Raw genomic sequence first — 23,645 nt, forward strand, 5'->3', positions numbered from 1 at the left:
GAATGGCGCGCTTCACCTTCCGCCTGCCCGACATCGGCGAGGGCATCGCCGAGGCCGAGATCGTGGCGTGGCACGTCAAGGTCGGCGACCGGGTCGAGGAGGACCAGCAGGTCGCCGACATGATGACCGACAAGGCGACGGTCGAGATGGAATCGCCGGTGTCCGGCACCGTGGTCGAGCTCGCGGGCGAGGTCGGCGACCAAGTGCCGATCGGCTCGGCGCTGCTGGTGATCGAGACCGATGCGGCGGAGGAGGCGGCGCCCCCGCCTGACCCCAAGGCCGAGGAGGTCGAGGAGCAGATCGAGGCGGAGACGCCGGGGGTCGAAGAGATCCTCCCTGGCACGGGGAGGGGGACTATCGGCGAAGCCGATGGTGGAGGGGGAGCGCCACAAGCGACGCCCGTTGAGGAGAGCCCCCTCCACCAGCCTGCGGCTGGTCCCCCTCCCCGTGCCGGGGAGGAGCTTGAGCACCGCCACGTCCTCGCCTCTCCCGCCGTCCGCGCTCGTGCCAGGGACCTCGGTATCGACCTCGCTCAGGTGAAAGCCGACGGCGACCGTATCCGGCACGCCGACCTCGACGCATACCTCCGGTACGGTAGCGGCGAGGGCTACCATGCTCCCCACGCCAGCCACGCCCGCGAGGACGAGCCGGTCAAGGTCATCGGCATGCGCCGCCGCATCGCCGAGAACATGGCCGCGTCGAAGCGCCACATCCCGCACTTCACCTATGTCGAGGAGATCGACGTCACCGCGCTGGAGGATATGCGCGCGGACCTCAACGCCAACCGCGGCAATCGGCCCAAGCTGACGATGCTGCCGTTCCTGATCGTCGCGATCTGCCGGACCATCCCGGTCTTTCCGATGATCAACGCCCGCTACGACGACGAGACGGGCGTCGTCACCCGCCACGGCCGCGTCCATCTCGGCATGGCGACGCAGACCGACGCGGGCCTGATGGTGCCGGTGATCCGCGACGCGCAGGACCGGAACGTGTGGCAGCTCGCGGCCGAGATCACCCGCCTCGCCGAGGCCGCGCGCACCGGCAAGGCCAAGAGCGAGGAGCTCAGCGGCTCCACCCTCACCGTCACCTCGCTCGGCCCGCTCGGCGGCATCGCCACCACGCCGGTGATCAACCGGCCGGAGGTGGCGATCATCGGCCCCAACAAGATCGTCGAGCGACCCGTCTTCCGGGGCGACGACATCGTCCGCGCCAAGCTGATGAACCTGTCGATCAGCTGCGACCACCGTGTCGTCGACGGCTGGGACGCGGCGAGCTACGTCCAGGCAGTGAAGAAGCTGCTCGAGACCCCCGTCCTACTGTTCGCCGAGTGATGCGCTGGCGCGCGATGGCGGCGGGCGACCTCGACGGTGTCGTCGCGGTCGCCCGCGTCGCCTTTCCCGAGCATCCCGAAGGCCGCGCCTGCTTCGCCGAGCGGCTCGCCCTCGCGCCCGGGAGCTGCTTCGTGCTGGAGGGCGAGAACGGCATCGCCGGCTACCTGATCGCCTATCCGTGGCCGCTCGAGGCGATTCCGCCGCTCGACACGCTGCTCGGCAGCCTGCCCGAAGCGCGCGAGGCCTGGTATCTCCACGATCTCGCGCTGCTGCCGGAGGCGCGCGGCGGCGGCCATGCCCGCGCCGGGCTCGATCTGCTGTTCGGCCGTATCGATGCCCCGATCGCGCTCGTCTCGGTCAACGACTCCGCCGCCTTCTGGCGAGCGCAGGGCTTCGTGCCGCAGGACAGCCCGGCACTGCGGGCCAAGCTCGCCAGCTATGGCCCGGGAGCATGTTACATGGTGCGGCGCGTCACAAAGCCGGTGTAGAGCTGCGCCATGCACTTCGATCTCCTCCAGTCGATCAGCCTCGCCGGCGATCCCGCCACGCCCAACGACGACCGCGCCGGCATGGCGCTCCGTCATGCCTGGGTGATCGACGGCGCCACCGATCTCGGCCCGCCGGGGCTGGTCGGGTCGCAGGGCGGCGCGGCGTGGCTGGCGAGCGAGGCGCAGGCCGCCTTCACCGTCGCGGCCGACGGGGCGATCGAGACGATCTTCGCCGGCGTCGCCGACCGGCTGGTCGCCGCCTATGCGCGCGACCGCACCCGCGAGCCCGAGGGACGCTGGGAACTGCCGCTGGCGTCGGGCCTGGCGGTGCGGATCGGCGGCGATGCGCTCGAATGCGGCTGGCTCGGCGACTGCTCCGGATTGCTGCGGCGCGGCGGTCAGGTGGTCCGGCTCGGCCCCGTCGCGGACGATCGCGGGAAGGAGATCGCCCACGCTGCCAGCCTGGCGCAGCACGGCCTCGGCAACATCAAGAAGAACGCGCCGATCCTTGCCGACCTGCGCGCCGGCCGCGGGCGGCCCGGCATCCGCGTGCTCGGCGTGCTGCCCGAGTGGATGGCGGAGGTCGAAACGCTCCGCACCCCCTGCGCGCCGGGCGATGAGCTCCTGCTGATGACCGACGGCTTCGCCGCGCTCGTCGACAGCTATGCCGCCTATGACACCGCCGGGCTGATGGCGGCGGTGGCCGAGCACGGCCTCGCCGCCGTCGCTGCCGAGCTGCGCGAAATCGAGCAGGCGGATATTGCCTGCGCGCGCTTCCCGCGCTTCAAGGTCTCCGACGACGCCACCGCCCTGTGGCTGCGCATCGGAGGCTGAGCATGGCGCATTGCCCGTCGACCCACGCGCTGCCCGACCGCCGGCCTTGACCCTGCTCCTCTCCCTGCTGCTGGGCGCGCTCGCCGCGACCGGATTCGCGCCGCTCGACTGGTGGGCGGTGACGCTCGTCGCCTTCGCCGGATGGATGAAGCTCGTCCATGACGCGCCGAGCCTCAGGCGCGTGCTGCTGATCGGCTGGCTGTTCGGCGTCGGCCACTTCACCGTGAACAACAACTGGATCCAGCACGCCTTCGACTTCCAGGACAAGATGCCGCCAGCGCTCGGCTATGTCGCCGTGGTCCTGCTCGCGCTCTATCTCGCGGTTTATCCGATGCTCGCCGCCGGCCTCGCCTGGCGATTGGCGAGCCCCCGCGCGGCGGGCGACGCGGCCACCGTGCCCGGCGCCGCCTTCGTCCTGGTGTTCACCGCCGCCTGGATCGCGACGGAGTGGCTCCGCGCGACGATGTTCACCGGTTATGCCTGGGATCCGCTCGGCGTCGCCTGGCTGCCACTTCCCGGCATCGCGCGGCTGGCCGCCTGGACCGGTACCTATGTCCTGTCCGGCATCGCCATCCTGGCCGCCGGTGCATTGCTCCTGCTGTTGGCGGAGAGGCGCTGGCGCTTCGCCGCGGCGGTGCTCGCCCCGCTCGCGCTCGCCGCGATCCTGCTCGGCGCGCCCTATGCCCCGCCCGCCGATCCCGCTCGCCGCGTCCGCGTCGTTCAGCCCAACATCGGCCAGGACGAGGTGACCGCGCCCGACTATGCGCAACGCATCCTGCGCACCATGGTCGCGCTGTCCGGCCTGCCCGGCGCGACGCCGCGGCTGGTGGTGTGGCCGGAAGGATCGGTCGATCCCTATCTCGAGGACGGCTATCCGCATTGGTGGTACTATCGCGGACATCCCGCGGCGACGCGCGGCGCCATCGCCCGGACGCTAGGCCCCCGCGACCGCGCGCTGGTCGGCAGCACCGCGCTCATGTTCGACCGGCCGGGCGAAAAGGGCCAGCTGATCGGCGCCGGCAATTCGATCTTCCTCGTCGGCCCCGACGCGCGGCTCGGCGGGCGCTACGACAAGGCGCATCTCGTCCCCTATGGCGAATATCTCCCAATGCGGACGCTGCTGGGGCCGATCGGCCTGTCGCGCCTGGTCGCGGGCGAGATCGACTTCCTGTCCGGCCCAGGCCCGCGCACGCTCGACGTGCCGGGCTTCGGCCCGGTGGGGATGCAGATCTGCTACGAGATCATCTTCTCAGGGCAAGTGGTCGACCGCGCGCACCGTCCGGCGCTGATCTTCAATCCCTCCAACGACGGCTGGTTCGGCAATTGGGGCCCGCCGCAGCACCTCGCCCAGGCGCGGATGCGCGCGATCGAGGAGGGGTTGCCGATCATCCGCTCGACGCCGAACGGCATCTCGGCGGTGATCGCCGCCGATGGCCGCCTGCTCGGCACGATTCCCCGGTTCACCGCTGCCGCGATCGAACTGCCGATGCCGCGCCCGCTGCCCCCGACATTGTTCTCGCGCATCGGTAACTGGAGCATCGGACTCGCGCTCGTCGTGCTGCTCGCGCTTGCAGCCGCGCTCCGCCGCCGCTAGGTCGCGAGGCAGCATATAGACACATAAGCATTTCTTTATATCGCGCTCCCGCGCTCTGGATTAAGGCTGCTTCCCATGCGCAAGAACTATCTCTTCACCTCCGAATCGGTCTCCGAAGGCCATCCCGACAAGGTCGCCGACCAGATCTCCGATGCCGTCGTCGACCTGTTCCTGTCGCGCGATCCCGTCGCGCGCGTCGCCTGCGAGACGATGGTGACGACGCAGCGCATCGTTCTGGCGGGCGAGGTCCGCTGCGACCAGGAAAGCTTCCCGACGCTCGACGAGATCGAGAAGGCCGCGCGCGAGACGGTGAAGCGGATCGGTTACGAGCAGCACGGCTTCCACTGGCAGACCGCCGAGTTCGCCTGCCATCTCCACGGCCAGAGCGCGCACATCGCGCAGGGCGTCGACGAGAGCGGCAACAAGGACGAGGGCGCCGGCGACCAGGGCATCATGTTCGGCTTCGCCTGCGACGAGACGCCGGACCTGATGCCGGCGACGCTCTATTACTCGCACCGCATCCTCGAGAAGCTGGCGCAGGACCGTCACGGCAAGGTCGTCGACTTCCTCGAGCCCGACGCCAAGAGCCAGGTCACGCTGAAGTTCGAGGACGGCGTGCCGACCGGCGCCACCGCGTTGGTCGTCTCGACTCAGCACTCGAAGGCGCTGTCGAGCGACGCCGGACAGAAGCAGTTGCGCGACTATGTGATGACGGTGTTCGAGGAGGTCCTGCCCAAGGGCTGGATGCCGGCCGACCAATCGCAGATCTACGTCAACCCGACCGGTCTGTTCGAGATCGGCGGTCCCGACGGCGACGCCGGCCTCACCGGCCGCAAGATCATCGTCGACACTTATGGCGGCGCGGCCCCGCACGGCGGTGGCGCCTTCTCGGGCAAGGACCCGACCAAGGTCGACCGCTCGGCGGCGTACATCAGCCGCTACCTCGCCAAGAACATCGTCGCCGCCGGCCTCGCCAAGCGCTGCACGATCCAGCTGTCCTACGCGATCGGTATCGCCGAGCCGCTGTCGCTCTACGTCGACACCCACGGCACCGGCACCGTCGAGGAGTCGAAGATCGAGGCGGTGCTGCCCAAGCTGGTGCGCCTGACGCCCAAGGGCATCCGCACACACCTCGGCATGAACAAACCCATCTATCAGCCGACCGCCGCCTATGGCCATTTCGGCCGCAAGGCGGAGGGCGACCTGTTCACCTGGGAGCGCACCGACCTGGTCGACGCGCTCAAGGCCGAGCTCGGCTGAGGCTTGCCGGCATGAGCCGGAGCTGACACTCTGGCGGCCGTCCAAGGGGGAGGGCCACCGGATGTCCATCACTGCCAGGCTGTGCGCGGCGCTGCTGATCTGCGCCGCGCCGCCCGCGTTCGCGCAAGGCGCGCACAATGTCGCGATCGCCGTGCCCGAGGGGCAGCCGTTCGTCCATGCCAACAGCGGCATGACGCTGCCGTCGTCGCTGACAGGGCTGCCGCGCACTCGCGCCTCGGAGCTCGAGGCGCCCCAGCTCGACATCATCTTCGAATATGCCAATGCCGACGAGAGCGACTTCGCCTCGGTCTATGTCTATCGCACCACAGCCGGCGCGGCGCCGGTATGGTTCGACCGGGCGGTCGCCGCGGTCGAGAAGCGGCCGATGTTCGGCACGCCCCATCGGCTCGACCGTCCCGTCGCCTTCGCGCCAGCCGCCGGCGCGGCGGCGTCGGGTCTGATCGCGGTCTGGTCGCTCGAAGGCAGCAGCTTCCGCAGCACCGCGCTGGCGATCGTCCCGCTCGGCGAATGGCTGGTCAAGCTACGCTATTCCTCGAAGACCCTCGACGCGCCGGCGCTGGACGAGCGGTTGCGCCAGGCGGTGGCGGCACTCGGCTGGCCGGCGGGGCTCGCATCCGCGCCACCGGCGGCGGCGGTCGAGCCATGCTCCGCGCCGATCGCCTTCAACGGCCGGGCCAAGCCGGCGCGGCGGGACGCCACCGGGACCCTGATGGGCGCGCTGATGGCGGCAGCGGCGGCTGACGCAGAGACGGAGGGTGCGGTGAAGACGCCTGCCGTCTGGTGCCGCGATCCGGCACCGGTGGCCGACGCCGCCATCTATCGCGCCGACGCGGGCACCGACGCCTATCTGCTCGCGCTGTCGGACGCTGGCCGCGGCGTCAGCGTCGCACCCAGCCTGGCCGGCCTGATCGAGAAGAGGCGCAAGCCGAGCTGGACGGTGAGCCTGGTCCTACCCGGCCGGACGCTGGTCTATGCCGACCAGGATCGGCTGCCGCCGCCGGATCAGCTGCTGGAGATCATCGCGGGCGAGCCGCAGTCGAGCACCGGCACCTGGGGCGGCAAGCGCGAGATCGCGCTCGATCCCAAGACGCTGGGCAAGTGACGCCGGCACCCCGAGCCGCTACCACCATCCCCGATGAAGACGCTCGCCGATCCGAACAGGGCGCTGGCCGAGGGCCTCGCCAGGCTCCGCCGTGAGTTCCAGGTTCCCGCCGAGTTCCCGCCGGAGGTCGTCGCTGCCGCCAACGATGCTGCCGCTCGCGCGCCCTCCGAGCACGTCGACCGCACCGGCACCCGCTTCGTCACGCTCGATCCGGTCACTTCGACCGATCTCGACCAGGCCTTCGCGATCGAGCGCAGCGGTGCCGACCTGCTGCTCTACTATGCCATCGCCGACGTCGCCTGGTTCGTCGACGAGGGCGGCGCGCTCGATGCCGAGGCCTGGCAGCGCGGCGAGACGCTCTACCTCCCCGACGGCAAGGCCCCGCTCTATCCGCAGGTGCTGAGCCAGGGCGCCGCCAGCCTGCTTCCCGACGGTCCACGCCCGGCGGTGGTGTTCACCGTCCGCGTGCCGGCCGATGGCATCGCCCGCCTCGACGGCGCCGAGCGCGCGGTGATCCGCTCCACCGCCAAGCTCGCCTATGACACCGTCCGCGACGAGGATCTGCCGGAGGGCTTCGCCGAGCTCGCCAGGCGCATCCAGGCGGCGGAGGACCGCCGCGGCGCCGCCCGCGTCGACCCGCCCGAACAGGAGGTGATCGCGCTCGGCGACGGGCGCTATCGGCTCGCCTTCCGCCCGCGGCTCGCTTCGGAGGATCGCAACGCCGCGCTGTCGCTCGCGGCCAACCTCGCCATCGCCGCGGCGCTGCAGGAGCATCGCACCGGGCTGTTCCGGGTGATGGCCGGGCCGAGCGAGCAGGCGATCGCCCGGCTGCGCCACACCGCCCGGGCATTCGGCCTCGACTGGCCCGCCGAAACCGAGCTCAAGCAGTTCGAGCGCACGCTCGATGCCGCCGATCCGCGCCATGCCGCCTTCATGCTCGCGATCAGGCGGGCGGGGAACGGTGCCTCCTACGCCCCCTATCGCGATGGCGTGGTGCCGTGGCACGCCGCGATGGCAGCGACCTATGCCCAGGCCACCGCGCCGCTGCGCCGGCTCGCCGACCGCTATGTCGTGCAGGCGGCGCTCGCGGTGGCGAACGGCCGGCCGGTGCCGGAGGGCGTCATCGCAGCGTTCGAGCGGCTGCCCAAGGTGATGGCCCGCGCCGATTCGCTGAGCGGCCGGATCGACAATGCGGTGATCGACCTTGCGGAGGCGATCATGCTCCGCGATCGGATGGGTGAGATATTCGACGCCGTCGTCACCGACATCGACGAGCGCGGCGCCCGCATCCAGCTCGCCGACCTGCCGATCGTGGCGCGGGTCTCGGCGCATCGCGTGCATCCCGGCGATGCGGTGCGGGTGCGGCTGGAGGCGGCCGATCCCGAGCATCGCAGCCTCGCTTTCGAGCGGGTGGGGTGACAGCGGGCATCGCTGCCCCTAAGCGCGCCCACCATGGTCGATCCCGCCACCCATCGTCAGCTCTACGGCCGCCGCTCGGGCCATAAGCTCCGCGCCGGACAGGCGGCGCTGGTCGAGGAGCTGCTGCCCCGGGTGTCGGTGCCCGAGACCGGCCCGCTCGACGCCCGCACCTTGTTCGGCGATGATCGCCCGCTCGAACTTGAGATCGGCTTCGGCGCCGGCGAGCATCTCGCCGGTCAGGCGGCGGCACGGCCCGGCACCGGCTTCATCGGCTGCGAGCCTTTCCTCAATGGCGTGGTCGGCGCGCTCGGCCACATCCGCGACGGCGGCCTCGACAACGTCCGCCTCCACATGGGCGACGCGATTGAGGTGATCGATCGCCTGTCCGATGCCAGCCTGGAGCGCGTCTATCTGCTCCATCCCGATCCCTGGCCCAAGGCGCGCCACGCCAAGCGGCGCATGGTCAACCACGGTCCGCTCGATCTGATCGCGGCGAAGCTCAAGCCCGGCGGCGAGTTCCGCCTCGGCACCGACGATCCCACTTATTGCCGCTGGTCGATGATGGTGATGGACCAGCGCCGCGACTTCGCTTGGCAGGCGCGTCATCCGCGCGACTTCCTGACGCGGCCCGACGACTGGCCCGAGACGCGCTACGAGCGCAAGGCACGCCGTCAGGGGCATGAGGTGTGGTACTTCCGCTATTTGCGCATCTGACGGGGCGGAGCAATCCGTTAACCATCATCGGCTATCCTCCCGTACCGGTCCATGAGACCGGACGATCAGGAGAGCCTCGATGCTCGACAAGGAAGCCAAGACCGAGCGCCGCACCGGCGACCGCCGCGTTACCGACGATCCTACCTATCCCGGTCCTGAACGCCGGGTCGCGGAGCGCCGCGCCCAGTCGCCGCGCGAGGACTAAGCTCGCCGCCGTCTAGGCCCGATTGCCGCTCCGCCGCCAGGCGAACGCCAGCGCCTTGGCGGCGAGCGCGCTCAGGCCCGGCCGCACCAGTAGCCAGTCGCGGATCGCCGGGCCCTGCTCGGCACCGATCGTGCGTTTGTAGCCGCTGTCGCCCGCACCCCAGTCGACGGTGTGGATGCCGTCCTCGATCCCGCGGACGAGGTTGCGGTAGTAGAGCAGCTTGCCCGGCGAATGCTTGGCATAGGCGGGGTCGTAGCTGTTCGCTATCGCATATTTGAGTGCGCCAGCGTTCATGTCGAACGAGAAGGCCGCAGGCTTGCCGGCGACGTCGAGCACCGCGGCCCACATCATCTTCGCGATCACCGGATCGGCGGCGGCGGCGCGCCAGAACCGGCCGTGTCCCGCGTCGGTGAACTTGGCATCGCCGCCGTCGGTCCGTGCCGCGATCCAGCTCGCCTGCTCGATGCTCGCGAGGTCATCGAATGCCTGGGACGTCCAGTCCGCGCCGGCCACGAATCGCCATTCGAGCGCACCGTGGCCGGCGAGATGCTTCTCGTGGAAGCGGTTCTTCTTGAGCGTCGAATTGCGCGGCCAGGGCCCCTCGGCCTGGCTGGCGGCGATGTCGAGCAGGTAGCTGTCGGCGACGAATCGGTCGAGCACCGCCCAGCCGCGCGCGCGGGCGGCCTCGATCAGCGGCGCCGCACTGGCGTCGCCGTCATAGACCGGGCCGATCCGCAGCGCCGTCACCGCCTTGGCCAACTTCGCCAGCGCAACGTCGAACGCGCCCGCCGTGACGCCGACGCGGGTCGGAAAGCTGCGGAACGGCCAGTAGCAGCCCGGCACCGCGGCCATGCCGAGCCATCGCGGGCCGAGGCCGACCAGCGGCAGCGCCAGCACCGGCGTTCCCTCGCGCTCGACGACCAGAGTGCGCGCCTCGCCGCCATAGGCCTGGAGCGCGGCCGCATACCAGCCGTAGCGCAGGAAGCGATGGCTCGGCCGCGCCCGCTCGGCGACCGCATCGATCGCGCCGGCCAGCCCGACGCCGAGCTGCGCGCCATGGACCGGCGGCAGCCGCGCGAAATCGGCGAGCGGCATCGGCTTGTTCATGGGAGGGGCCTAGCAGGCAGGGGTTACCAAGGCGTGAGGGGCCCCACGATTCCACAACGGGGTTGGGTTTGTGCCTTCACCGCCGCTCCGCCGCCCAGCGCCGCGCTTCCTCGAGCCGGTCGAGCGGAAAGGTGCGGATCTCCGACGGCATCAGCGCGCCCAGTGCCCGCGCCACCGGTCCGATCCAGCCCGAATCGGTCACCACCGCCGCGCGGGCGAAGCGGTGGATGTGGCCGAAGCTCCACTTCACGTCCTGCCACCACAGGGCCGGATCGATCCCTTCGAAGTTCCGGATCACCTCGACCACGTTCAGTTGCTTGTGCGTCTCCAGCAGCCGTTCGAGCTCGGCCACCACGCGCTCGAAGTCTGCGCGGTCGATCCGCCCGTCGACGGTCAGCTCCACCAGTCCCGTGACATCGTCGGTGGTCATCGTCAGCATGATTGCCTCCTGCGCCCCTTTCGCCATAACGTCGGGCCATGGGTTTCTCTCCCGGGCTCTCGACTGTCGCCGAAACGATCCAGGCCGCGATCGCCCCGGTGTTCCTGCTGGCGGGCCTGGGCTCGATCCTGAACGTGCTCGCCGGGCGCATGTCGCGCGTGGTCGACCGCGTCCGCGCGCTGGAGGCGCTGCATCCCCGCTCGTCCGGACCGGAGCACGACCGCCACGTCTGGGAGCTGCGTATCCTCGACCGCCGTATCGTCGTCATCAACTGGGCGCTGTCCTTCTGCGTCGCGAGCGCGGTCGCGATCTGCGGAGTCGTGGCGCTGATGTTCGTCGCACGGCTGGTCAACCTCCACATCGGTAGCACGGTCGCGGTGATGTTCATCTTCGCGATGGCGATGCTGATGATCGGGCTGCTGCTGTTCCTGATCGAGGTGCGCATGTCGCTGCGCGCCGTCCACGTCCGTGCCGAGCTGTTGGAGCGGGAGCGGAGCTGATTCACCCGGGCGGGCTGCCTGACGAGAGGCAGCCACTTGGCCCTCAGTACACCCGCTTCTTCGGCTTGATGTACTCGACGTCGTCGGTGAGCGTGTAGTCGTGCACCGGGCGGTAATCGAGCGCGGTCGCGCCGCCCTTGCCGCCCCAGCCGTCGAAGGTGGCGATGGTGTGCTTCATCCAGGTCTTGTCGTCGCGCTCGGGATAGTCCTCGTGCATGTGCGCGCCGCGGCTCTCGGTGCGGTTGATCGCGCCGCGGATCGTCACCATCGCCTGGCCGATCAGGTTGTCGAGCTCGAGCGTCTCGACGAGATCGGTGTTCCAGATCAGCGAACGGTCGGTGACGGCGATGTCCTGCATCGACGCATAGACCTGCTCCATCTTGCCGATGCCCTCGGCCATCAGCTCCTCGGTGCGGAACACCGCGCAATGCTTCTGCATGGTGCGCTGCATGTCGAGGCGGATGCGCGCGGTCGGGGTGCCGCCCTTGGCGTTGCGGAAATGGTCGAGGCGGCCGAGCGCCAGCTCCTCCGAGCCTTTGGGCAGCGGATTGTGGGGCGTGTCGGGCTTGACGATCTCGGCGATGCGCTTGCCGGTCGCGCGGCCGAACACGACCAGATCGATCAGCGAGTTGGAGCCGAGCCGGTTGGCGCCGTGGACGGAGACGCACGCCGCCTCGCCGACCGCGAACAGGCCGGGGACGACCGCGTCGGGGTTGCCGTCGCGAAGCTGCACGACCTCGCCATGGTAGTTGGTCGGGATGCCGCCCATATTGTAGTGGACGGTCGGCACCACCGGCAGCGGCTGGCGGGTCAGATCGACGCCGGCGAAGATCTTGCCGGTCTCGGTGATGCCGGGCAGGCGCTCATGCAGCACCTTGGGGTCGATATGGTCGAGGTGGAGGAAGATATGGTCCTTCTCCGCGCCGACGCCGCGCCCCTCGCGGATCTCCATAGCCATCGAGCGCGCGACGACGTCGCGGCTGGCGAGGTCCTTGGCGCTGGGGGCATAGCGCTCCATGAAGCGCTCGCCCTCGGAGTTGGTGAGATAGCCGCCCTCGCCGCGCGCACCTTCGGTGATGAGGACGCCGGCGCCGTAGATGCCGGTCGGGTGGAACTGGACGAACTCCATGTCCTGCAGCGCGAGACCCGCGCGCAGCACCATCCCGCCGCCGTCGCCGGTGCATGTGTGCGCCGATGTCGCCGAGAAATAGCAGCGCCCGTAGCCGCCCGTCGCCAGCACCACCGCGTGGCTGCGGAAGCGGTGGATGCTGCCGTCCTCCAAACAGAGGGCGATCACCCCGCGGCACTCGCCATTCTCCATGATCAGGTCGATGGCGAAATATTCGACGAAGAAGTCGGCGTCGTACTTGAGGCTCTGCTGGTAGAGCGCGTGGAGCATCGCATGGCCGGTGCGGTCGGCGGCGGCGCAGGTGCGCTGCGCGGGCGGGCCCTCGCCCATGTTCTGCATCATGCCGCCGAACGGGCGCTGGTAGATCTTGCCCGCCTCGGTGCGGCTGAACGGCACGCCGGCGTGCTCGAGCTCGTAGACCGCGGCCGGCGCCTCGCGGACCATATACTCGATCGCGTCCTGGTCGCCGAGCCAGTCGGAACCCTTGACGGTGTCGAACATGTGCCAGGTCCAGTGATCCGGGCCCATGTTGCCGAGGCTGGCGGCGATGCCGCCCTGCGCCGCGACGGTGTGGCTGCGGGTCGGGAACACCTTGGTGATGCAGGCGGTCTTGAGCCCGCTCTCGGCGATGCCCATCGTCGCGCGCAGGCCCGAGCCGCCGGCACCCACGACGACGGCGTCATAGGTGTGGTCGATGATCTTGTAGGCGTCAGGCATCAGGCGGGGGTCCCGGTGAAGGCGATCTTGAGCACCGAGAAGATGGCGATCGCCGCCGCCCCCACGGTGAAGAAGTTGAGCAGGAGGAGCAGCACGAAGCGGCTTTCGTCGTGCTGATAGTCCTCGATCACCACCTGGAGGCCCAGGCGGAAGTGATAGAAGACGCTGACGACCAGCAGCACCATCGGGATCGCCGCCCAGGGCGAATGCAGCCAGCGGGTGATGCTGTCGAAGTCATAGCCCGGCAGCCGGGCGAGGCTGATCACCAGCCACAGCATCAGCACCAGGTTGGAGGCAGAGGTGATCCGCTGGTTGATCCAGTGGTGCGCGCCTTCCTTGGCGCTGCCGAGGCCGCGGACGCGGCCGAGCGCGGTGCGGTTCGCCATGGTCATTTCCCCCAGATCAGATAGGCCCAATAGGCGATTGTCGCGAGGATGCCGAACGTCAGCACCGCAATCGACGACGTCTTGTTGCCCTTGAGCTCGAAATTGGCGCCGACGTCCATGAACCAGTGGCGGATGCCGTTGGCCATGTGGATGAAGAAGCAGAGGCTGAGCCCGATGCCGAGGACATAGCCGAGACCGTGGAAGCCCATCACGTCGGTGAAGGTCTGATAGGCCTCCTTGCCCGAAGCGGCGGCGGCGAGCCACCACACCAGCAGCACCGTTCCCACCGTCGCCATTCCCGAGCCGGTAACGCGATGCAGGATCGAGACCAGCATGTGCGGGCCCCATTTCCAGATCTGGAGATGCGGCGAGAGCGGGCGGTTGACGTTGCGGGCGGTGGCCAAGACGGTTCCTTTCGGCAGGCGAGAGGTTCCTTACGCCGGTCGGCTGATGATGCAAGCACCTGAACGGCTCTCAGACGGCGCGCGCCTCCTCCAGCAGTCGCCGCGCGCGCAGGTACATCTCGATCCGCTGCATCGTGAACATGCCGAGCGCGAAGGCGATCAGCATGTCGGTGACCGCCATGGCGTTGAGGTGGAAGGGATTGTCGGTGGCCATCATCGTCCGCGCGCCGGTGCGCACCACGATCAGCAGCAGGATGAACAGCACCGCCCAGGGCGAAGCGTGCTGGTTGATCTCATGTGTCCCGGGATCGACATGGATGCGCATCAGCTTGCCGCGCTGCCAGCCGAAGGCGGCGCCGAGCACCAGCGCCAGCGCGCAGAACGCCCAGCCCCAGCCGGTCGGCGGGTAGCGCCACATCATATAGGCCGCGAGCGCCGCATAGAGCGCGGGGAAGATCCAGAGCTGCTCGATCCTGAGCGGCCGTACCCGGCGCATCCGCCGCCAGCGGATCAGGAACACGATGCCGATCACCGCGGCGGTGACGGCATAGCTGATCCACAGATTCGGCTGCGCGGCGTGACCTTGCATGAGACCTTCCCCCCACGTCTGCGTCGGCGTCTTAGGCGAATGGCCGCAGTGCGGCCAGCGATTCGATGCTGGCGCGACCGGGCGGGTTCGCGCTATCCGCCGCCGCCATGATCAAGCACGCTCTTCCCGTCACCCGCGCCGACGATTTCGCGCAATGGTACCAGGCCGTCATCACCGAGGCCGACATGGCCGAGGATTCCGGCGTGCGCGGCTGCATGGTGATCCGGCCGTGGGGCTATGGCATCTGGGAGCGGATGCAGCGCCAGCTCGACGACCGCATCCGCGCGACGGGCCACGAGAACTGCTATTTCCCGCTGTTCATCCCGCTCTCCTATTTCGAGAAGGAGGCGGAGCATGTCGAGGGCTTCGCCAAGGAGATGGCGGTCGTCACCCATCACCGGCTGATCGCCGACGGCAAGGGCGGGCTGATGCCCGATCCCGAGGCGAAGCTGGAGGAGCCGCTGGTGGTGCGGCCGACCAGCGAGACGGTGATCGGCACCGCCTTTGCCCGCTGGGTGCAGTCGTGGCGCGACCTGCCGGTGCTCATCAACCAATGGGCCAACGTGGTGCGCTGGGAGATGCGCACGCGCATGTTCCTGCGCACCGCCGAGTTCCTGTGGCAGGAGGGGCATACCGCCCACGCCTCCGCCGAGGAGGCGCGCGAGGAGACGCTCAGGATGCTCGAGGTCTATCGCAGCTTCGCCGAGGAGTGCGTGGCGCTGCCGGTGATCGCGGGCGAGAAGCCCGAGAACGAGCGCTTCCCCGGCGCGGTCGAGACCTGGTCGATCGAGGCGATGATGCAGGATGGCAAGGCGCTGCAGGCCGGCACCAGCCATTTCCTCGGCACCAATTTCGCCCATGCCCAGAACATCCGCTTCCAGAACGACACGGGCGAGCTGGAATACGCCAACACGACGAGCTGGGGCATGTCGACCCGCATGATCGGTGGGCTGATCATGACGCACGGCGACGACGACGGCCTGCGCGTGCCGCCGCGGGTGGCACCGTGGCAGGTGGTGATCGTGCCGATGCTGCGCGACTTGCCGGAGGACGAGGCGGTCGTCGCCTATTGCCGCGAGCTCCATGCCGAGCTGGCGAAGCTCAGCGCGTTCGGCGAGCCGGTGCGCGCGCTGCTGGACCTGAAGCCGATCAAGGCCGCGACCAAGCGCTGGGGGTGGGTCAAGAAGGGCGCGCCGATCGTGATCGAGGTCGGCGGCCGCGACGTCGCCGGCGGCAACGTGTCGGTGATCCGCCGCGACCGGCTCTACCGCGAGGACGGCAAGCTCGACAGCCGCGTGATCGCGCGCGGCGAGTTCGTCGGCGAGGTGGCGGCGACGTTGGAGGACATCCAGGCATCGCTGTTCGCCGAGGCCAAGGCGCGGCTGGAGGCGGGGATCGTGCGCGGGCTCGACAGCTTCGAGGCGCTGGCGGCCTATTTCGAGGGGCAGGACAACCCCGGCTGGGCCGAGGTCGCCTGGGCGCGGCCGACCGGCGCCGAGCTGGAAGCGGTGGTCGAGCGGATCAAGCCGCTCAAGCTCACCATGCGCAACGTGCCGATCGGCCAGGCGCCGGTGACGGGGACGTGCCTGTTCACCGGCAAGCCGGCGGTCGAGCGCATCCTGATCGGGCGGGCTTATTGAACGACATCCAATCCTCCCCCGCCAGGGGGAGGGGGACCGCCAAAGGCGGTGGAGGGGGAGGTCGGCGATCCGCTATCGGTGTGCTTCCGCCCCCTCCGTCACGCTTCGCGTGCCACCTCCCCCTGGCGGGGGAGGATTGAAAGGGCGCCTTCGACATGAATCACGGTTGGCTGGAAGACTTCTCCAGTTCCTCCATGGCCTCGCGATCCTCGTTCGAGACGAACTCGCACGCCAGCAGCGTCTTGCCCTGCATCGCCGGCCCCTGGCGGGCGACGATGGAGATGAGGCCCAGCGCCTTCATGCCCTGCTGCGCCTCCGGCAGCTGGCGCGAGAAGCCCAGCGACGACGCGCCGAGCAGATGGCCGGTTTCCGGCGTCAGCTCGTAGCGCTGGGCGAGCCGGGCCGCGACCTCTCCTTCGACCAGCACGCCGACCGCCATGCCCGCGAACACCACGTCGCGGGCGGCGAAGCCGTCCCTCTCGATCGCAGCCGGCAGGTGGTAGACCGCGGCGCCCAGCATCGACGTGTCCGGCTTGGCGAGCTTCTCAGCCGCCTCGTAGAGCGTGGTCGCGCCGTCGATCGAATAAGGCGGCTGGCAGAGCGCTGCGGCAAAGAAATCCGGCGCGGCCGGGTCGTCGGCGCTTGCGGCCGGGCCTGCGAGAAGGAGGGCGAGGGCGGCGCTCGGGAGGATCGGCATCGGCGCCGAATGCCCGAACCGGCGCGCGCGCTCAAGGCTCCCGCCGCTTGTCCGCCTCCCACCATCGCGTGAAGGCGGCGCGCTGCTCCGGCGTCAGGTGCAGGCCGACTTTCGAGCGGCGGTCGAGGGCGTCGTCGGCGGTGACCGCCCATTCGCGCGCGCGCATCCAGCGTGCTTCGGTTTCTGTGATCCCGCCGCCGAGGTCGGCGCCCAGGCCGGCTTCCTCGGTGATCCCGGCGAGCATCTCCTCCAGCATCGTGCCGTAGGCGCGGGCCATGCGGATAGAGCGCTCGTCGCCAAGGAACGGCCAGCGTGCGCGGACGATGGCCAGATATTCTTCAAACCGCTTCCCCGGCGAAGGCCGGGGCCCAGTCTCGAACCGGCCCCCTGCTGGGCCCCGGCCTTCGCCGGGGCACGGATTGCCGCCCGGGAAGGGGCGGTTGCGCGTGACCGGCCCCGCACCGATGCCGAGCTTCGCCATCGCATCCTCCGCGAGCTGGCGCGCGGTGGTGATCTTGCCGCCGAACACGCTGAGCAGCGGCGGGCCGTCCGCGTCGAGTTCGAGCACATAGTCGCGCGTCACCGCCTGCGCGGCGCTGGTCCCGTCGTCGTAGAGCGGCCGCACGCCCGACCAGGTCGCGACCACGTCGGCCGGCGCGATCCGGCGAGTGAAGTGGCGGTTGATCGCATCGCAGAGATAGGCGACCTCGCCGGCGTCGATCCCGGCATCCTCGGGGCGCTCCACCGGCACGTCGGTGGTGCCGACCTCCGTCATCCCCTCATAGGGAATGGCGAAGACGATCCGCCGGTCCGGTTGCTGGAGGATATAGGCGTGGTCGCCCTCGTAGAGCCGGGGCACGACGATGTGGCTGCCCTTGACGAGGCGCACGGTGCTGCGCGTCGCGATGCCGAGCCGGTCGAGCAGAAGGTGGACCCACGGGCCGGCGGCGTTGACCAACATCCGCGTCTCGACCCGGCGGCCGTCCGACAGCCCCACCAGCCAATGATCGCCGGCGCGGTGGGCGGCCTCCAGCGCGGTGCGGGTGGCGATCTCCGCGCCGTTGACGGCAGCGTCCATCGCGTTGAGCAGCGTCAGCCGTGCGTCGTCGACGAAGGCGTCGGCATAGACGAAGCCCTTCGCCCCGCCCTTGAGCGGCGCCGCATAGGCGGCGTCGCTTGCGCTGAGGCCACGCGAGGCGGGCAGGCTGCTCTTGCCCCCGAGCCGGTCGTAGAGCCACAGGCCGAGGCGGACCATCCACCACGGTCGCAGCCCATGGTCGTGCGGCAGCACGAAGGTCAGCGGCCGGATGAGATGCGGCGCGGCGTGGAGCAGCCGCTCGCGCTCGCGCAGTCCCTCGGCGACCAGCCTGAACTCGTAATGCTCCAGGTAGCGCAGCCCGCCGTGGATCAGCTTGGTCGACGCGGAGGACGTGTGGCTGGCGAGATCGTCGCGCTCGACCAGCAGCACGCTCGCGCCATGGAGCGCCGCCTCGCGCGCGATCGCGCAGCCGTTGATCCCGCCGCCGACGATCAGGAGGTCGTAGGTCACCGCGCTGAAACCCGCAGAAAACCGTCGAAGGTCACGAAAGTCATAGGTAGACGGCTCCCCCCGCCAGCGATGCGATATCGGCGGCCGGCTGGCAAGCTTGACCGGTCTATATGATGCAGATACATGATGTATATGCATCATGATCTTCATTGCGCCTGCACCGTTTTGCGCAAGGCATCGCGCGCGGTGACGCGGCTCTATGACGAGGCGCTGGAGGGGTCTGCGATGACGATCGCCCAATTCGCGCTGCTCCGGAACGTCGCGCGCGCCGAGCCGGTCGAGCTGAGCCGGCTGGCCGACGCGATGGTGCTCGACCGCACCTCGCTCTACCGCGCGCTGGCGCCGCTCGAGCGGGCAGGCTGGGTGGCGGTGACGGCGGCGGGGCACGGCCGCGCCAAGCGCGCGGCGCTGACCGAGGCGGGGAGGAAAGCGATGGCGGAGACGACCCCGGCGTGGGAAGCGGCGCAGCGGCGGCTGGTCGAACGGTTCGGCGCGGCCGATTGGGATGCGCTGTACGATTCGCTCACCGGCCTCGCCGCGCTGGCGCAGGAGCCGGCGCGATGAGCGGCGCGGCCAGGATCCGCCGGGGCGAGAATTATGCCTGGGTGGTGGTGATGACCACCTTCCTCGCGCTGCTGGCCGCGGCGGGCCTCCGCGCGGCGCCGGGCGTGCTGATGCAGCCGGTCGAGCTCCATTTCGGCTGGAGCCGCGCCACCGTCTCGACCGCGGCGGCGGTGGGCATCCTGCTCTACGGCCTGGTCGGGCCGTTCGCGGCGGCGCTGATGCAGACGATCGGGCTCAGGCGCACCATGCTCGGCGGCCTCGCGCTGATGGCGGCGTCGACCTTCGCCAGCCTGTGGATGACGCAGCCCTGGCATTATGTGCTGACCTGGGGCGTGCTGTCCGGCATCGGCAGCGGCGCGATCGCGCCGGTGCTGGGCGCGGCGGTGGTCAACCGCTGGTTCGCGGCGCGGCAGGGATTGGTGATGGGGCTGCTCAGCGCCTCGACCGCGACCGGCGCGCTGGTGTTCCTGCCGGCGATGGCGTGGCTGTCGGAAGGCGGCGCGTGGCGGCCGGTGGTGCTGGCGGTGTCGATCGTCGCGCTCGCGCTGATCCCGCTGGTGGCGCTGCTGGTGCCGGAGAGCCCGGCGCACATCGGCGCGCGCCGCTTCGGCGAGGTCGAGCCGCTCGCCGCGACGCCGCCGCTCAAGGGCGCCGGGACGCCGATGCTGGCGATCCATGCGCTGGTGCGCGGCAGCCGGCATCCGATGTTCTGGCTGCTGTTCGGCACCTTCTTCGTGTGCGGGCTCACCACCAACGGGCTCATCGGCACGCATTTCATCGCCTTCTGCGGCGATCGCGGCATCGCGCCGGTGGCGGCGGCGGGGCTGCTCTCGATGATGGGCTTCTTCGACCTGATTGGCACCACCGCCTCGGGCTGGCTGACCGACCGCTATGACCCGAGGAAGCTGCTGGTCGTCTATTACGGCTTCCGTGGCCTTTCCCTGATCGCGCTGCCGTTCATAAACTTCGACGCGGTTAGCCTCACCATCTTCGCGATCTTCTACGGGCTCGACTGGATCGCGACGGTGCCGCCGACGGTGAAGCTCGCCAACCAGGCGTTCGGCGAGCGCGACGGGCCGATCCTGTTCGGCTGGGTGCTGGTCGGGCACCAGCTCGGCGCGTCGGTGGCGGCGTTCGGCGCGGGCGTGACGCGCGAGATGCTGGGCACCTACCTGCCGGCGCTGGTGGTGGCGGGGGCGTTCGGGGTGCTCGCGGGGGCGGCGATGCTGATCAGCGTGCGGCGGATCGGGGTGACTGAGCCGGCTTAACCCCCTATCTCGGGGCATGGCCAAGCGCGCAGGGCTGCCGACGCGGCAGCAGATCCTCGACTTCATCGCCTCGTCGGACCAGCCGGCTGGCAAGCGGGAGATCGCGCGGGCGTTCGGCCTGCACGGGCAGGACAAGATCGCGCTCAAGGCGCTGCTCAAGGACATGGGCGACGAGGGGCTGATCGACGCCGGCCCCGGCCGCGCCTTCCATGCGGTGGGCGGGCTGCCCAAGGTGACGGTGCTGCGCGTGGTCGATGTCGACGACGGCGGTAACGTCTGGGCGCAGCCCGAGCGCTGGGAGGCGGAGGGCGTGCCCGAGCCGCGCCTCAGGGTACGCGAGCGCAAGCACGGGCGGCTCGGCGTCGGCGACCGCATCCTCGCGCGGACCGAGGAAGCGGGGAAGGGCTGGATCGCCCATCCGATGAAGACACTCCCCAAGGCGTCCGAGACGATGATCGGCGTGCTGCGCGAGGAGGGTGGACGGCTGTTCCTCCAGGGTGTCGAGAAGAAGGAGCGGCGGGATTTCCTCGTCTCCGACGCCGGCGGCGCGGAGGCGGGCGACCTGGTGATGGCGGAGAAGGCGGGCCGGCCGCCACGCATGACTGCGCGGGTGGTCGAGCGGCTCGGCGATCCGTTCGCGCCGCGCAGCTTCTCGCTGATCGCGATCCACCGGCACGAGATCCCGCATGTCTTCTCCGAAGAGCTGCTCGACGAGGCGCGGCGGGTGGCGGAACTCAAGATCCTCCCCGGCACGGGGAGGGGGACCGCCGCCGAAGGCGGTGGTGGAGGGGGGCTGGCCGCATCGGAAGCCGGTGCCGAGAGCCCCCTCCACCAGCCTTCGGCTGGTCCCCCTCCCCGTGCCGGGGAGGATCTGAGGGAGGACCTGCGCCAGCTCCCCATCGTCGCGATCGATCCGGTCGACGCGCGCGACCATGACGATGCGGTCTGGGCGCAGCCGAACGATGAGGGCGGCTGGGACGCGATCGTCGCGATCGCCGACGTCAGCTTCTACGTGCGGCCCGGCTCACTGCTCGACCGCGAGGCGCGGCGGCGGGGGAACAGCGTCTATTTCCCCGACAGGGTGGTGCCGATGCTGCCGGAGGTGCTGTCGGCCGACGTCTGCTCGCTCAAGGAGGGCGTGGATCGCGCGGCGCTGGCCTGCCATTTCAAGGTGAGCAAGGCCGGTGCGATCAGCGACTTCCGCTTCACCCGCGCGGTGGTGCGGATCGCCGCCAATATTCCCTACGAGGATGCGCAGGCGGCGATCGACGGCATCAAGCCGCACGCGCTGACAGAGACGGCGCTGAAGCCCCTCTGGGACTGCTGGCGCGCACTCTACGCCGCGCGGGAGAAGCGCGAGCCGCTCGACCTCGACCTGCCCGAGCGGCGGGTGGTGCTCGACGAGAAGGGGCGCATCCTGTCGGTGGCGCCGCGCGAACGGCTCGACGCGCACAAGCTGATCGAGGATTACATGATCGCCGCCAACGTCGCCGCGGCCAAGGCGCTGGAGGCGAAGAAGCTCCCCGTCATGTACCGCATCCACGAGCCGCCCGCGCGCGAGAAGCTGGTCGCGCTCAAGGACTATCTCGCCACCTTCGATGTCGAGTTCGCGCTGGGGCAGGTGATCCGGCCGGCGACATTCAACCGCATCCTCGACCGCATCGGCGACGCCGACTTCCGCCCGCAGGTGATGGAGCAGGTGCTGCGGACGCAGACCCAGGCCTATTACGGGCCACAGAACGCCGGGCATTTCGGGCTCGCGCTCGGCAGCTACGCCCATTTCACCTCGCCGATCCGACGCTATGCCGACCTGCTGGTGCATCGTGCGCTGGTCGAGGGCTATCGGCTGGGGCCGGGCGGATTGACGACGGAGGAAGTCGCCAATTTCGAGCGGATCGGCGAAGGCATCAGCCAGCTCGAGCGCCGCGCGATGGAGGCGGAGCGCGAGACGATCGACCGCTACGTCGCGGCCTATCTGGCGGAGCATGTCGGCGAGGTGATGGAGGCGCGCATCACCGGCGTGCAGAGCTTCGGCTTCTTCGCGACGGTGGACGGCGTCGGCGGCGACGGGCTGGTGCCGGCACGCGATCTCGGCAGCGAATATTACCGCTGGGACGAGGCGGGACAGCGGCTGGTCGGCGAGCACAGCGGGACTGAGTTCGCACTCGGCCAGCGGCTGCAGCTGCGGCTGGTCGAGGCGAATCCCGTGTCGGGGGCGCTGCGCTTCGAGCTGCCGGAGGGCAAGGGCGCGGCCGGCGGGGGCGAGCGGCCGAAGCGCGTGCTCAAGCGGCGCGGGCGGCCGGCGAATATCCGGCATCAGGGAAGGAAGCGCTGACCCTCCACCGTCACCCCGGCGAAGGCCGGGGTCCACCGGGAGGCAGGCTTCAGTGCAAGAGGCTCAAAGGACCGGACTTGCGGCACCGTGGACCCCGGCCTTCGCCGGGGTGACGGTAAGGGTCAGGCCGTGAACGTCAGCCCCGCATTCTCCTGCAGCCGCTTGCGGAGCGGCGCCGCCATCAGCCCGCCTGGCGTGTAGATGCCGCCCTCCCCCTCGACGTCGCGGATCAGGCACAGCGCGCTCTCCGCGATCATCTTGCTGGTCGAGCCATAGCCCGGGTCCCTGTCGCCGGTGACGACCGCGTCGATCCGCTCGCCGCCCGGCATCTCGCCGATGAACAGGAGGTCGTAGAAGCCGGTGTCGCGCTCCTCCTTCGACGGGCCCTCGCCCGGCTTGGGACCGTCGTCGCCGGCCATCGGGTTGAACTTGGCGATCGCCTCCGCCGCAGCCTTGCCGAGGTCGCCGAGGCCGGGCGCGATCATCATCTCGTCGTAGACGAAGTCGGTGCCATAGGCGTGGCCGAGCAATGCGTTGGTGCGGTGGACGTTCTTGGTGTTGATCGGCGCCATGATGAACGGCGCCAGCCACGCGTTGAGCGCGCCGTCATATTCGGGGATCAGCCCCTTGGGCTGCTCGGGGCCGCGGAAGCCGGGGGTCAGCGCGAACGGGTCGACCAGCAGCTTGAGGATCGACGGGTCCTTGGCCGCCGCCACCATCGTCGCCTTGGCGCTGGCGAAGGTGCCGCCGGAGAAGGTGCCTTTCATCTGGCGGACGCGGCCCTTGACCCGCGGCGCCGGGCGCCCGAACCGCGCCTTCGCCGCTTCCTGCAAGGTCCAGACGCCGAGATCGAACGGGATCGAATCGAAGCCGCAGGAAAAGACGATGCGCGCCCCGCTCGCCTTCGCCGCGGCCTCGTGCGCGTCGATCATGTGGCGCATCCAGGCGGGCTCGCCGCACAGGTCGACATAGGCGGTGCCGGTCGCGGCGCAGGCGGCGACCAGCTCGCTGCCGTGGAGCTGATAGGGGCCGACCGTGGTGATCACTACCTTGGCGCGGCTCGCCATCGCCCGCAGCGCGGCGGGATCGTCGGCATTGGCGGTGACCAGCGGCGTGTCGGCCGGCGCGCCGATCGCGTCGCGCACCTCCTGGAGCTTGGTCAGCGAACGGCCGCCCATCGCCCAGGTCACGCCGCTGCCGGCGCCGTAGCGCTCCGCCAGATATTCGGCCACCAGCCGGCCAGTGAACCCGGTCGCGCCGTAGACGATGATGTCGAAGTCGCTCATGGCCCTCTCCTCCTTTCGCCGCAGCGTCGCGCATCGGATGCTGGCGCGCAAGCCGCCGCCATCCTAA

The 23,645-nt window shown here is 70.0% G+C and carries 23 protein-coding genes; 14 read left to right on the forward strand and 9 right to left on the reverse strand.

The window, feature by feature from the left end:
* Positions 1–2 precede the first annotated feature (2 nt).
* The 9 genes from LZK98_RS02250 (at position 3) to LZK98_RS20505 (ending at position 8,968) form a co-directional block, all read left to right on the forward strand.
* A complete protein-coding gene (locus LZK98_RS02250; protein WP_233784738.1) occupies positions 3–1,331 on the forward strand; it encodes a dihydrolipoamide acetyltransferase family protein in 1,329 nt (442 codons plus the stop codon).
* Positions 1,331–1,819, forward strand: coding sequence for a GNAT family N-acetyltransferase (locus tag LZK98_RS02255; protein ID WP_233784739.1), 489 nt, complete (start codon positions 1,331–1,333; stop codon positions 1,817–1,819). Before LZK98_RS02250 ends, LZK98_RS02255 begins: the two co-directional genes overlap by 1 nt.
* A 9-nt stretch (positions 1,820–1,828) precedes the next feature.
* Positions 1,829–2,653 (forward strand): protein phosphatase 2C domain-containing protein, encoded by an 825-nt coding sequence (locus LZK98_RS02260; RefSeq protein WP_233784740.1) that lies wholly within the window; start codon positions 1,829–1,831, stop codon positions 2,651–2,653.
* A gap of 46 nt (positions 2,654–2,699) precedes the next feature.
* Positions 2,700–4,247: an apolipoprotein N-acyltransferase gene (gene lnt, locus LZK98_RS02265; RefSeq protein WP_233784741.1), complete on the forward strand. Its 1,548-nt coding sequence runs from the start codon at positions 2,700–2,702 to the stop codon at positions 4,245–4,247.
* A 75-nt stretch (positions 4,248–4,322) separates the two neighbouring features.
* Positions 4,323–5,507, forward strand: a complete 1,185-nt coding sequence (gene metK, locus LZK98_RS02270) for a methionine adenosyltransferase (RefSeq protein WP_233784742.1) — start codon at positions 4,323–4,325, stop codon at positions 5,505–5,507.
* Between the two features lie 61 nt (positions 5,508–5,568).
* Positions 5,569–6,630: a hypothetical protein gene (locus LZK98_RS02275; protein ID WP_233784743.1), complete on the forward strand. Its 1,062-nt coding sequence runs from the start codon at positions 5,569–5,571 to the stop codon at positions 6,628–6,630.
* A 33-nt stretch (positions 6,631–6,663) separates the two neighbouring features.
* The gene (locus tag LZK98_RS02280; RefSeq protein WP_233784744.1) at positions 6,664–8,049 is read left to right on the forward strand and encodes an RNB domain-containing ribonuclease; all 1,386 of its coding nucleotides are present in this window, start codon (positions 6,664–6,666) and stop codon (positions 8,047–8,049) included.
* 33 nt (positions 8,050–8,082) lie between these two features.
* Positions 8,083–8,763 carry a tRNA (guanosine(46)-N7)-methyltransferase TrmB gene (trmB, locus tag LZK98_RS02285; RefSeq protein WP_233784745.1) on the forward strand — a complete coding sequence of 227 codons (681 nt, stop codon included), beginning with the start codon at positions 8,083–8,085 and terminating at the stop codon, positions 8,761–8,763.
* A 79-nt stretch (positions 8,764–8,842) separates the two neighbouring features.
* Entirely contained in the window at positions 8,843–8,968 is a 126-nt protein-coding gene (locus LZK98_RS20505) for a hypothetical protein (protein WP_264757861.1), read from the forward strand.
* Positions 8,969–8,980: 12 nt separating this feature from the next.
* On the opposite strand, the gene LZK98_RS02290 is transcribed toward LZK98_RS20505, so the two are convergent.
* On the reverse strand, positions 8,981–10,075 hold the full coding sequence (locus LZK98_RS02290) for a GNAT family N-acetyltransferase (protein ID WP_233784746.1): 1,095 nt from the start codon (positions 10,073–10,075) through the stop codon (positions 8,981–8,983).
* A 76-nt stretch (positions 10,076–10,151) separates the two neighbouring features.
* Positions 10,152–10,514 carry a SpoIIAA family protein gene (locus tag LZK98_RS02295; protein WP_233784747.1) on the reverse strand — a complete coding sequence of 121 codons (363 nt, stop codon included), beginning with the start codon at positions 10,512–10,514 and terminating at the stop codon, positions 10,152–10,154.
* Positions 10,515–10,552: 38 nt separating this feature from the next.
* Here LZK98_RS02295 and LZK98_RS02300 point away from each other — a divergent pair, with 38 nt between their 5' ends.
* Positions 10,553–11,014, forward strand: a complete 462-nt coding sequence (locus LZK98_RS02300; protein ID WP_233784748.1) for a DUF2721 domain-containing protein — start codon at positions 10,553–10,555, stop codon at positions 11,012–11,014.
* Between the two features lie 43 nt (positions 11,015–11,057).
* Here LZK98_RS02300 and sdhA read toward each other — a convergent pair whose 3' ends face one another.
* The 4 genes from sdhA to LZK98_RS02320 all read right to left on the reverse strand — a co-directional run bounded on the left by sdhA (position 11,058) and on the right by LZK98_RS02320 (position 14,239).
* On the reverse strand, positions 11,058–12,860 hold the full coding sequence (gene sdhA / locus LZK98_RS02305; RefSeq protein ID WP_233784749.1) for a succinate dehydrogenase flavoprotein subunit: 1,803 nt from the start codon (positions 12,858–12,860) through the stop codon (positions 11,058–11,060).
* Positions 12,860–13,246, reverse strand: a complete 387-nt coding sequence (sdhD, locus tag LZK98_RS02310; RefSeq protein ID WP_233784750.1) for a succinate dehydrogenase, hydrophobic membrane anchor protein — start codon at positions 13,244–13,246, stop codon at positions 12,860–12,862. The genes sdhA and sdhD overlap by 1 nt, the downstream gene beginning before the upstream one ends.
* A gap of 2 nt (positions 13,247–13,248) precedes the next feature.
* Positions 13,249–13,650, reverse strand: coding sequence for a succinate dehydrogenase, cytochrome b556 subunit (gene sdhC, locus LZK98_RS02315; protein ID WP_233784751.1), 402 nt, complete (start codon positions 13,648–13,650; stop codon positions 13,249–13,251).
* 70 nt (positions 13,651–13,720) lie between these two features.
* The gene (locus LZK98_RS02320) at positions 13,721–14,239 is read right to left on the reverse strand and encodes a CcdC protein domain-containing protein (protein ID WP_233784752.1); all 519 of its coding nucleotides are present in this window, start codon (positions 14,237–14,239) and stop codon (positions 13,721–13,723) included.
* A gap of 107 nt (positions 14,240–14,346) precedes the next feature.
* Between LZK98_RS02320 and LZK98_RS02325 the strand changes: the two genes are divergently transcribed.
* A complete protein-coding gene (locus tag LZK98_RS02325; protein ID WP_233786483.1) occupies positions 14,347–15,879 on the forward strand; it encodes an aminoacyl--tRNA ligase-related protein in 1,533 nt (510 codons plus the stop codon).
* Positions 15,880–16,039: 160 nt separating this feature from the next.
* On the opposite strand, the gene LZK98_RS02330 is transcribed toward LZK98_RS02325, so the two are convergent.
* Together LZK98_RS02330 and glpD are read right to left on the reverse strand one after the other, a co-directional pair.
* The gene (locus LZK98_RS02330) at positions 16,040–16,576 is read right to left on the reverse strand and encodes a hypothetical protein (protein WP_233784753.1); all 537 of its coding nucleotides are present in this window, start codon (positions 16,574–16,576) and stop codon (positions 16,040–16,042) included.
* A 31-nt stretch (positions 16,577–16,607) separates the two neighbouring features.
* Positions 16,608–18,125 carry a glycerol-3-phosphate dehydrogenase gene (gene glpD / locus LZK98_RS02335; protein WP_233784754.1) on the reverse strand — a complete coding sequence of 506 codons (1,518 nt, stop codon included), beginning with the start codon at positions 18,123–18,125 and terminating at the stop codon, positions 16,608–16,610.
* Positions 18,126–18,248: 123 nt separating this feature from the next.
* On the opposite strand from glpD, the gene LZK98_RS02340 reads away from it, so the two are divergent.
* The 3 genes from LZK98_RS02340 to LZK98_RS02350 are packed head-to-tail and all read left to right on the forward strand — an operon-like array spanning position 18,249 to position 22,292.
* The gene (locus LZK98_RS02340) at positions 18,249–18,689 is read left to right on the forward strand and encodes a MarR family winged helix-turn-helix transcriptional regulator (RefSeq protein ID WP_233784755.1); all 441 of its coding nucleotides are present in this window, start codon (positions 18,249–18,251) and stop codon (positions 18,687–18,689) included.
* Positions 18,686–19,957 carry an MFS transporter gene (locus tag LZK98_RS02345; RefSeq protein WP_233784756.1) on the forward strand — a complete coding sequence of 424 codons (1,272 nt, stop codon included), beginning with the start codon at positions 18,686–18,688 and terminating at the stop codon, positions 19,955–19,957. The genes LZK98_RS02340 and LZK98_RS02345 overlap by 4 nt, the downstream gene beginning before the upstream one ends.
* Positions 19,958–19,973: 16 nt before the next feature.
* Complete coding sequence (locus LZK98_RS02350) at positions 19,974–22,292, forward strand: ribonuclease R family protein (RefSeq protein ID WP_233784757.1); 2,319 nt, start codon at positions 19,974–19,976, stop codon at positions 22,290–22,292.
* Positions 22,293–22,414: 122 nt separating this feature from the next.
* On the opposite strand, the gene LZK98_RS02355 is transcribed toward LZK98_RS02350, so the two are convergent.
* Positions 22,415–23,578 (reverse strand): saccharopine dehydrogenase family protein, encoded by a 1,164-nt coding sequence (locus LZK98_RS02355; protein WP_233784758.1) that lies wholly within the window; start codon positions 23,576–23,578, stop codon positions 22,415–22,417.
* Positions 23,579–23,645: the final 67 nt, after the last annotated feature.

Origin of the sequence: Sphingomonas cannabina (assembly GCF_021391395.1) — a bacterium.
GTDB classification, from domain to species: Bacteria; Pseudomonadota; Alphaproteobacteria; order Sphingomonadales; family Sphingomonadaceae; genus Sphingomonas; species Sphingomonas cannabina.

What these genes read in the sequence shown, in the direction of transcription:
- LZK98_RS02260 (WP_233784740.1), top strand. Translation starts at nt 1,829, where the DNA reads ATGCACTTCGATCTCCTCCAGTCGATCAGCCTCGCCGGCGATCCCGCC.
- LZK98_RS02275 (WP_233784743.1), top strand. Translation starts at nt 5,569, where the DNA reads ATGTCCATCACTGCCAGGCTGTGCGCGGCGCTGCTGATCTGCGCCGCG.
- LZK98_RS20505 (WP_264757861.1), top strand. Translation starts at nt 8,843, where the DNA reads ATGCTCGACAAGGAAGCCAAGACCGAGCGCCGCACCGGCGACCGCCGC.
- LZK98_RS02345 (WP_233784756.1), top strand. Translation starts at nt 18,686, where the DNA reads ATGAGCGGCGCGGCCAGGATCCGCCGGGGCGAGAATTATGCCTGGGTG.
- LZK98_RS02340 (WP_233784755.1), top strand. Translation starts at nt 18,249, where the DNA reads ATGATGTATATGCATCATGATCTTCATTGCGCCTGCACCGTTTTGCGC.
- LZK98_RS02325 (WP_233786483.1), top strand. Translation starts at nt 14,347, where the DNA reads ATGATCAAGCACGCTCTTCCCGTCACCCGCGCCGACGATTTCGCGCAA.
- metK (WP_233784742.1), top strand. Translation starts at nt 4,323, where the DNA reads ATGCGCAAGAACTATCTCTTCACCTCCGAATCGGTCTCCGAAGGCCAT.
- LZK98_RS02295 (WP_233784747.1), bottom strand. Translation starts at nt 10,514, where the DNA reads ATGCTGACGATGACCACCGACGATGTCACGGGACTGGTGGAGCTGACC.
- LZK98_RS02255 (WP_233784739.1), top strand. Translation starts at nt 1,331, where the DNA reads ATGCGCTGGCGCGCGATGGCGGCGGGCGACCTCGACGGTGTCGTCGCG.
- LZK98_RS02280 (WP_233784744.1), top strand. Translation starts at nt 6,664, where the DNA reads ATGAAGACGCTCGCCGATCCGAACAGGGCGCTGGCCGAGGGCCTCGCC.
- LZK98_RS02250 (WP_233784738.1), top strand. Translation starts at nt 3, where the DNA reads ATGGCGCGCTTCACCTTCCGCCTGCCCGACATCGGCGAGGGCATCGCC.
- LZK98_RS02355 (WP_233784758.1), bottom strand. Translation starts at nt 23,578, where the DNA reads ATGAGCGACTTCGACATCATCGTCTACGGCGCGACCGGGTTCACTGGC.
- LZK98_RS02350 (WP_233784757.1), top strand. Translation starts at nt 19,974, where the DNA reads ATGGCCAAGCGCGCAGGGCTGCCGACGCGGCAGCAGATCCTCGACTTC.
- trmB (WP_233784745.1), top strand. Translation starts at nt 8,083, where the DNA reads ATGGTCGATCCCGCCACCCATCGTCAGCTCTACGGCCGCCGCTCGGGC.
- LZK98_RS02330 (WP_233784753.1), bottom strand. Translation starts at nt 16,576, where the DNA reads ATGCCGATCCTCCCGAGCGCCGCCCTCGCCCTCCTTCTCGCAGGCCCG.
- sdhA (WP_233784749.1), bottom strand. Translation starts at nt 12,860, where the DNA reads ATGCCTGACGCCTACAAGATCATCGACCACACCTATGACGCCGTCGTC.
- LZK98_RS02300 (WP_233784748.1), top strand. Translation starts at nt 10,553, where the DNA reads ATGGGTTTCTCTCCCGGGCTCTCGACTGTCGCCGAAACGATCCAGGCC.
- LZK98_RS02290 (WP_233784746.1), bottom strand. Translation starts at nt 10,075, where the DNA reads ATGAACAAGCCGATGCCGCTCGCCGATTTCGCGCGGCTGCCGCCGGTC.
- LZK98_RS02320 (WP_233784752.1), bottom strand. Translation starts at nt 14,239, where the DNA reads ATGCAAGGTCACGCCGCGCAGCCGAATCTGTGGATCAGCTATGCCGTC.
- sdhD (WP_233784750.1), bottom strand. Translation starts at nt 13,246, where the DNA reads ATGGCGAACCGCACCGCGCTCGGCCGCGTCCGCGGCCTCGGCAGCGCC.